The sequence below is a fragment of the Frankia sp. CgKIO3 genome (genome assembly GCF_977946435.1).
Genome location: NZ_CDWTMO010000176.1, coordinates 1 through 7,787, shown reverse-complemented (window position 1 = coordinate 7,787; position 7,787 = coordinate 1). Strand labels below are relative to the sequence as shown.

Here is a 7,787-nt window from a genome sequence, read left to right as displayed (position 1 = left end):
CGCCGGTACCCTGCGCCGGTGGCGGGCGGCGGGCACCGCGTTCGCCGTGGCCACGGTCGTCGATGTCCGGGGCAGCGGGCCGCGCCAGCCGGGTGCGGCGATGGCCGTGGCTGCCGACGGCGAGGTCGTCGGCAGTGTGTCCGGCGGCTGCGTGGAGGGCGCCGTGTACGAGGTGGCCGCCGAGGTGGTCCGCACGGGGGCGCCGGCCTTCGAGACCTACGGGATCTGCGACGACGACGTGTTCGCCGCCCGGCTCACCTGCGGCGGCGTCATCGATCTCGTTGTTACGCCGCACCTGCCGCACCTGCCCGACGGGTCAGATCTGTCGCCCCCACCGGGCCAGCCGGACCTGGGGCCATCGCCGCTCGACGCGGTCCTTGCAGCGATCGCCGCCGACGAGCCGGTAGCCCTGCTGACCGTGGCCGGTGGCGAGCGGCTGGGCAGCCAGGTCGTAGTGTGGCCGGAACGGACCGCCGGTTCGTCGGGTGCGTCCGAGGTGTCCGAGGTGTCCGGGCTCGACGAGGCCGCGGTCGACGACGCCCGTGGCATGCTCGCGGCCGGGCTCAGCGGCCTGCGTCACTACGGTCTCCACGGGCAGGGGGGCCGCCACGGGCAGCGGCGACCCGACGCGGTACCGGTGTTCGTCCGTTCGTTCGCGCCCCCGCCGCGGATGCTGGTCTTCGGGGCGATCGACTACGCCGCCGCGGTGGTCCGCATCGGGCGTTTCCTCGGTTACCGGGTGACGGTGTGCGACGCGCGGCCGGTCTTCGCCACTCCTCGCCGGTTCCCCGACGCCCACGAGGTGGTATGCGAGCGACCGGCGGCGTTCCTCGCCCGCACCGAGGTCGACGCGCGCACGGTGATCTGCGTCCTCACCCACGACCCCAGATTCGACCTCCCGGTGCTGCGCGCGGCGCTGCGCTCCCCGGCCGGATATGTTGGGGCGATGGGGTCGCGGCGCACCCACGCCGACCGGCTGCGCTCACCCATCGGACTGGATCTGGGCGCGCGCACGCCCGAGGAGACGGCCGTCTCCATCGCCGCGGAAATCATCCAGAATCGGTGGCGTGGATGCGGCCGCCCGCAACGGGCGTCCGCATCCACGCCGAACCCGGCGAGGCCGCGGACGGGTGCACGGGAACAGCAAGATAATCAACGGTGTTGACGATCATCCGTATTCAAGATCATAAAAAAACGAGACAACTCTCCCAGCCCCAGTTCTCCAAATCCGACACCCCAAACATGATCGACAATGCCCAAACCGCAGCCGAAGTCAAACTCAGAGGGTGAGACGCCAGGGTCGACGGGGCCGTGGCGGGAGCTGGCCGGAGGGGTGGCGTACGTGCGCATCGCGATGTCGCTGGGGTACAGCGGAGGTTTCGAGGAGACCGTCTCGGGGCTCGCCGACTACGAGAAGGCCGGGCTCCAGGTCATCCAGGTCGCCGAGGCCTACAGCTTCGACGCGGTCAGCCAGCTGGGGTTCCTCGCCGCCCGGACCTCGCGCGTCGAGATCGCCTCGGGGATCATGCAGCTCTACACGCGCACCCCGAGCCTCATCGCGATGACCGCCGCGGGCCTCGACTTCGTCTCGCGCGGGCGGTTCACCCTCGGGATCGGCGCGTCGGGGCCGCAGGTCATCGAGGGTTTCCACGGTGTCCCCTACGATGCCCCGCTGGGCCGGACCCGCGAGACCATTGAGATCTGCCGGAAGGTCTGGCGCCGGGAGGTCCTCGAGTACCACGGCCGTCACTACGACATCCCGCTCGCCGCGGGGCGGGGGACCGGTCTCGGCAAGCCTTTGAAGATCATTAACCGGCCGGTGCGGGACCGGATCCCGATCGTGCTGGCCGCGCTCGGCCCGAAGAACGTCGAGCTCGCCGCCGAGCTCGCCGAGGGTTGGATGCCCGCCTTCTACCTGCCGGACAGCGCGGACGAGGTGTGGGGCGAGGCGGTGCGGGCCGGTACGGCCAGGCGGGACCCGGCGCTCGGCACCCTGGACGTCTGGGCCGGGGCCTCCCTGGCCGTCGGCAACGACGTCACCGCGCTGCGCGACACCGACCGGCCGCAGGTCGCGCTGTACCTGGGGGGCATGGGCGCGCGGGGCCGCAACTTCTACAACGACCTGGCCCACCGCTACGGCTACGCCGCGGAGGCGAAGCTCGTCCAGGACCTCTACCTCGCGGGCCGTAAGGGGGAAGCCGCCGCCGCGGTGCCGGCCGGCCTGCTGGAGAGGCTCTCCCTGATCGGGCCGCGCGGCTGGGTGGCCGAGCGGCTCGCCGTGTTCGCGGAGTCCGGGGTCACGACGCTCGCGGTCAATCCGGTGGCGCCGACACACCTGGAGCGGGTGCGTCTCATCGAGCAGATCCGCGAGCTCGCCGACGGCCTTTGATGGCTCTCCGCCTGGGGCTGATGGCTCTCCGCCTGAGGCGGGGGATTCCAAGATGACTTTTACGTCACGATAGGGTCATCGGCGTGGGCGGACCGCGGTGGGCGTATCGTGACGGCCCTGCCGTCACCGACGGTCTGACCAACGGTGACACGCGTGAGCAGATCGCGGCGGGTCCAGGGGTGGCGGATCTACCGGCGGCCGATCCGTACCCGTCCCGGTCCCGCGGCCGGATCAACGCGCTGTGGACGATCGTCGACCAGGTCGTGTCGAGTGGCACCAACGCGGCGATCAACTTCATCATCGCCCGCCGGGTCGACCCGACCGAGTTCGGTGCGTTCGCGATTGCCTACACGATCTTCGCGATCGTCGTCGGCCTGTCGCGCGCGGCTGCCACGGCGCCCCTGGGGATCAGCTACGCCGCCGCCGCCCCGGCCGCGTTCCGCGCCGCCGCTCGCGCCGCGTCCGGCCTGGCCCTGGTACTCGGTGCCGTCGTGGGCGCCGGCCTGATGGCGGTCGGTAGCGTCCTCGAGGGCGTGGTCGGGACGAACCTGATCGCGATGGGTGTGGTCATGCCGGCCCTGCTGGTGCAGGACGCCTGGCGCTACACGTCGTTCGCCCAGGGACGCCCCCTCCGCGCCGTCGTCAACGATCTCGTCTGGGCGGCCGGGATGGGCGTGGGCATCGTCCTGCTGGCCATTGGCGGGCCGGAGGCGGCCATCGGCGGGCGGGCCGCGGCCGGCGGCGCGCCGGTGATGGTCCTCGTCTGGGGTGCCGCCGCGGCGCTGGCCGCGGTGGTCGGCATCGGGCAGCATCGGGTCTGGCCCGCCCCGCGGCGGGCGCTCGCCTGGTTCGCTGGTCACCGCGAGACGACCGGCTTCATGACCGCCGAGTTCGTGACGGTCCAGGGGGCGCAGCAGACGTCGATTCTGATCATCGCCGGGATCGGCTCGCCAGCGCTCGTCGGTGCTCTGCGCGGTCTGCAGACCCTGCTCGCCCCCACGACGAACCTGGCCGTCGCGTTGATGAGCTTCGCGATCCCCGAGTTCGCCCGCCGCAGGGGCGCCCCGGCCCGTCGGATCATCCGCGCCGCCTACGCCGTGTCCGCGCTGGTGGTTGCCTCCAGCGTGCTGTGGACCCTCATCTTCCTGATCCTCCCCGACGATTTCGGGGCGGCCCTGCTCGGCGACACCTGGAGCCAGACCCGTGAACTCCTTCTCCTCGCGATGATCGCGCAGGCCGGGCCGGCGCTGTCGGTGGGACCGGTCGCCGTGCTCTACGCCTTCGGCCGGACCAGGCTCACCTTCTGGATCAATCTTTTCTTCACGCCCTTCCTGCTCGCCGGCCCGGTCACGGGCCTCCTCCTCGGCGGAGCCAAAGGGGTGATCATCGGTAACGTCATTGTGTTCTGGGCGACGATCCCGCCCTGGATCTACCAGCTCCACAAGCAGACCCGTGCCGTCGGCCGTGAGTGACCTCCCCGCCCGCGCGGATCCTCCGAGCCCGGGCGTGCTACCCGGCGGCGGACGAAGGTGTGGTCCCGGCCGGGGTCATTTCCCTGATCTTGGATCCGGCAAGCATGATGAGCGGGATCTGAGCTGCCGGACCGCACCGGGCCGGCCGTGTGAGGCCTTGGCCTTCCCCGGGAAGGTACGTCGCGGGATCGAGGAGGAGAGGAGGAGTGGCGACCTATCTGCTCGGCCTCGGTTCCGCGGTGTGTTTCGCGGTGGCCGCGGTGATCCAGCAGCGGGTTGCCTTCCGGGCGCCGCCCGATGACGTCCTGCGGCTGCGGCTGCTGCTGTGGTTGGTGCGGCAACCGTGGTGGGATGTCGGGGTCGCCGTCGCGGTGGTCGGCAGTGTGCTGGCCGCGGCGGCGCTGAGCCGGGGCGCGGTGGCCCTCGTCGAATCCCTGCAGATCTGCCAGCTACTGTTCGCCCTGCCGCTCGCCGCCCTGCTGGCGCAGCGGGCGGTGCCGCGCCGCGACTGGGCGGCGGCCGCGGCGACGGCCGGTGGCCTCGTGCTCTTCCTGATCGCCGGAGATCCGCACCCGGGCGATCCGGGGGCCGTCTCGACGTTCGGCTGGGTCCTCACCGGCGCGGTGGCCGGCGGGCTGGTGTGCGGTGCGGTGTGGGGGACGCGGCGGCTCACCGCTGCCCGGCGGGCCCCGATCCTGGCCACGGCCGTGGGCCTGCTGTCCGCGATACAGGCCGCCCTCACCAGCAGCATCGGTCACCTGCTGACCACCCGCGGGATCGATGCGGTCCTGGTGTCCTGGCAGCCCTGGTCGGTCGTGGCCACGGCGATTGTCGGTGCGTTGCTGCTGCAGAGCGCCTACGAGATGGCGCCGCTGCCGGCGTCGCTGCCCGCCGCGGTGAGCAGCGAGCCGCTGGCCGGGGTGGTGATCGGGGTGGCCCTGCTGGGCGGCGACCTGCGGCTGGCGCCCCTCGCGTTGGTCGGTGAGGTGCTCGGACTGGCCGTGATGGTCACGGGTGTCCGCACGTTGGCGACGTCTCCGCTGATCACCGGGCAGATGTCGCGGCTGGTGGCGAGGCAGGCCCAGGGGCGGCTGTCCCGGCTGGAGGAACAGGTGCACCATGACCTGGAGCGGCTGCGCGCCGACCTGCGCCGCAGCCGGCGGGCCGGCGTCCCGGGGCCGGCGTTGCGCCGCGCGCGCCGCCGGCTGCGCCGGGACCTCGACCGCATTGGCGCGGAGCTGGCGAGCCTCGTGGACGAACGGCACCGGTTCGACGATCGGATGCGGCCGGTCGCCGGGCGGGTGGGCTCGAACGGGCCCCGACCCTCGAACGGGTCCCGACCGGGGGAGCGGGGCCTGCTGGGGGACGATGCCGTGCCGGAAAGGGAACTGCTCGCCGCGCGGCGTGCTCTCGACATCCGGGCGGACGAGCTTCGCCGGCGGGCGGATCGACTGCGCGGTGAGGTCGGCGCCGTCCTGGCTCAGAGGAATCATTCGCGATAGTCAGTCGACCGGGACCGGTCCGCGGTCGTGCACCGGGGCGAACCCCTGCCGGCGCGCCGCCGTGCCGCGACCGGGCCACGAGACGTGGCCACGTGTGCGGCCACCGGGAACTGGCTGTTCTGGACGCTGCGGCGGCAACGCTGATGTCGGGCTGAACGGGACGGGGAGGTGACGTGGCGAACCTGCGCGACTCGCCAGCCGCACCCGCGGCGGGTCAGCCGAAGGCGACCATCTCGCGTAGCCACTCGCTCAGCTTGGCGATTTCGGTGGCCGACGCGGTGCCCAGCGGTGTGGACCGGGTGAACCGTTGGGTGGATACCGCCGTGATCTCCTCGGTGCGTGCCCAGCTCGGCCGGTCCAGGCCGGACTCGGGCGAGTCGATGCGCACGTGATGGTCCAGGCCCCGGTCACGCGCGGTCAGGGGCACCACGAGGGCCATGTCGATCGGGAACCGGCAGTGCGTCGCCGAGCCGACCACCACGGCCGGGCGCGGGCCGCCCTGCTCCTGCCCGATCGGCTGACCGAAGTCCACCAGCCACACCTGCCAGGGCGCGAGCCTCAGCGCCCGGCTCACCGGTGGTACTCCGGGTACTCCTCACGTGCATCCGGCAGGCCGTCGCCGGCCGCGTCGTCGGTCAGCCGCGCCTCGGCCTGGTAGCTGGCCCACTCCTCGGGGTTGGCGCGCAGTTCCTCGTACCGCCGCATGATGCGGTTGATCTTGTGTTCCTTGACCAGGCGCCGGACCGCCTCGCCCAGCGGCACGCCCTGGAAGTCCCGCTCGGCGATCTCCGCTAGTTCGTCGCGTAGCCCGCTGTCCAGCTGCATAGATGTCGTAGCCATACACTCCAGTGTGGCACCTGCTATAGGTCGAGTTACGACAGTAGGTCGACCTACGACAGCGCGGCTTGTCCTCGAGTGCGGTGCTGTGGGACGCCCACATCGCCCATGTCGCCCATGTCGCCCATGCTCGGCGCGATGGTGCCTACGGGGCGTGATGCCCGGCCGCAGGTCCCCAGCCGCACCGGCCTGATCGGGCACGGTTCAGATTGCCGTTCCCCGCGCCAGACATACGCTCGGACGAACGTTTCGGACGAACGATGCGCACCCGGCCGGGGCGTGCACCTGCTCTGACCATCCACGTCCCCTGACCATCGGACCGGCTTCGGACGGAACGACGTATCGAGCGCCTGCCCCGGGGAGGGCCGGGGCCGCCGGCCGGACCACGCGGCACAGGGAAACGGTGGTCCGATCGGAACACGTCACCGGATGCGGTTTTCGTATACATCATGACACGCACAGCAAACACTACCCTTACGTTAGGGTTGAATGGTGCCGGTGCGTGACGAGCGCCCGCGAGGCGGGCGGCCGAGCAGCGTCCCCGGCACCGGATGTCCGGCGGGAAAGGAACGTCCGGAGGAAAGGGACCACACCGCATGACCGATCAGCACCCACCGTTCGCCGTGTCTCCCCGCCGGGTCCCCCACCAGCGAAGCCCCACAGCGGAGCCGATACCCGTGCTCACACCCACACCCACACCCAGGGCCGGCACGCTGGCCGCGGCCTTCGATCCTCACCGCAACAACCTCAACGCGCTGCGCCTCATCCTGGCCGGCGCGGTGCTCGTGTCCCACTCATGGCTGTTCGTCCGGGGAGAACCGGACCCGTTGACACGTCTGCCCGGCGCCCCCGACCTCGGCACATTTGCCGTGGACGGCTTCTTCCTCCTCAGCGGCTTCCTGATCACCCGTAGCCACCTGCGGGCACCATTCACCGCCCGTTTCCTCTGGCACCGGTTCCTGCGGGTCGTGCCTGCCTTCTGGGTCTGTCTCGCGCTGACCGCCGTCGCGATCGGTCCACTGCTGTGGCGCCTGAACCGGGGCCCCGGCTGTCGACGAGGTCACCCAGAAGCCGGCGCAGAGTGGCACCGTCCATCCGGACAGGTAGTGCGGGGGCGTCCACGACGACCAGGCAGCCGGTGTGGGTGGTGTGCAGCACGGTCTGGACATCGGCGAGAGCCGCGGTGAAATCGCTGGCGTTGATGTCGGTGTGCGCGGCGGTCGTCGCGGTGACCATGCTCTCAAGGAGGCGCTCGAGCTGGCGGGTGCTGTCGATCGCTGTGTCGAGCCGGCCGGCCAGCGTGCCGCCCTCCGCCTCTCCGCTGCGGGCATCGGTCAGGACAGCGCGGATACCCGCAAGCGGGGCACGGAACTCGTGGGCGACGGTGTCGACCAGATCGCGGCGCAGCCGGTCGGTCTCTTCCAGCCGCGCGGTCAGGCTTGCCTGTTCGTGGACGTGCGTGCGGTAGTCCTCATCGGTGCCCCGGCGGATGACGGTCTCCGGCCCCCGGGACAACCACGGCCGCCGACGCCAGGCTGATGCCCCACTGACGGGTGTCTCCGCGTCGGGGGAGGGCGTGGCCGGTGC

Annotated in this window: 7 protein-coding genes and 1 pseudogene; 5 read left to right on the top strand and 3 right to left on the bottom strand. The window is 71.6% G+C overall.

The annotated features are described in order from the left end of the window. The 4 genes from AC08OJ_RS16755 to AC08OJ_RS16740 all read left to right on the top strand — a co-directional run. Window positions 1–1,165 (top strand): XdhC family protein (locus tag AC08OJ_RS16755; RefSeq protein WP_476596217.1); only part of this gene is annotated, 1,165 nt, incomplete at its 5' end. A gap of 177 nt (window positions 1,166–1,342) precedes the next feature. Continuing rightward, complete coding sequence (locus AC08OJ_RS16750) at window positions 1,343–2,389, top strand: LLM class F420-dependent oxidoreductase (protein ID WP_476596219.1); 1,047 nt, start codon at window positions 1,343–1,345, stop codon at window positions 2,387–2,389. Between the two features lie 83 nt (window positions 2,390–2,472). Next, window positions 2,473–3,861 carry a hypothetical protein gene (locus AC08OJ_RS16745; protein WP_476594102.1) on the top strand — a complete coding sequence of 463 codons (1,389 nt, stop codon included), beginning with the start codon at window positions 2,473–2,475 and terminating at the stop codon, window positions 3,859–3,861. A 206-nt stretch (window positions 3,862–4,067) separates the two neighbouring features. Next, on the top strand, window positions 4,068–5,363 hold the full coding sequence (locus AC08OJ_RS16740) for a DMT family transporter (RefSeq protein ID WP_476596216.1): 1,296 nt from the start codon (window positions 4,068–4,070) through the stop codon (window positions 5,361–5,363). A gap of 214 nt (window positions 5,364–5,577) precedes the next feature. On the opposite strand, the gene AC08OJ_RS16735 is transcribed toward AC08OJ_RS16740, so the two are convergent. Further along, window positions 5,578–5,937: a type II toxin-antitoxin system PemK/MazF family toxin gene (locus AC08OJ_RS16735; protein WP_476594104.1), complete on the bottom strand. Its 360-nt coding sequence runs from the start codon at window positions 5,935–5,937 to the stop codon at window positions 5,578–5,580. Further along, on the bottom strand, window positions 5,934–6,188 hold the full coding sequence (locus AC08OJ_RS16730) for a hypothetical protein (RefSeq protein WP_476596215.1): 255 nt from the start codon (window positions 6,186–6,188) through the stop codon (window positions 5,934–5,936). Before AC08OJ_RS16730 ends, AC08OJ_RS16735 begins: the two co-directional genes overlap by 4 nt. Window positions 6,189–6,751: 563 nt before the next feature. On the opposite strand from AC08OJ_RS16730, the pseudogene AC08OJ_RS16725 reads away from it, so the two are divergent. Then, a pseudogene (locus AC08OJ_RS16725) lies at window positions 6,752–7,174 on the top strand (acyltransferase family protein); the annotation flags it as partial. Here the strand turns inward: AC08OJ_RS16725 and AC08OJ_RS16720 are convergent. Next, window positions 7,131–7,715 carry a histidine kinase dimerization/phospho-acceptor domain-containing protein gene (locus AC08OJ_RS16720; RefSeq protein WP_476596218.1) on the bottom strand — a complete coding sequence of 195 codons (585 nt, stop codon included), beginning with the start codon at window positions 7,713–7,715 and terminating at the stop codon, window positions 7,131–7,133. The pseudogene AC08OJ_RS16725 and the gene AC08OJ_RS16720 overlap by 44 nt on opposite strands. Between the last annotated feature and the right edge of the window lie 72 nt (window positions 7,716–7,787).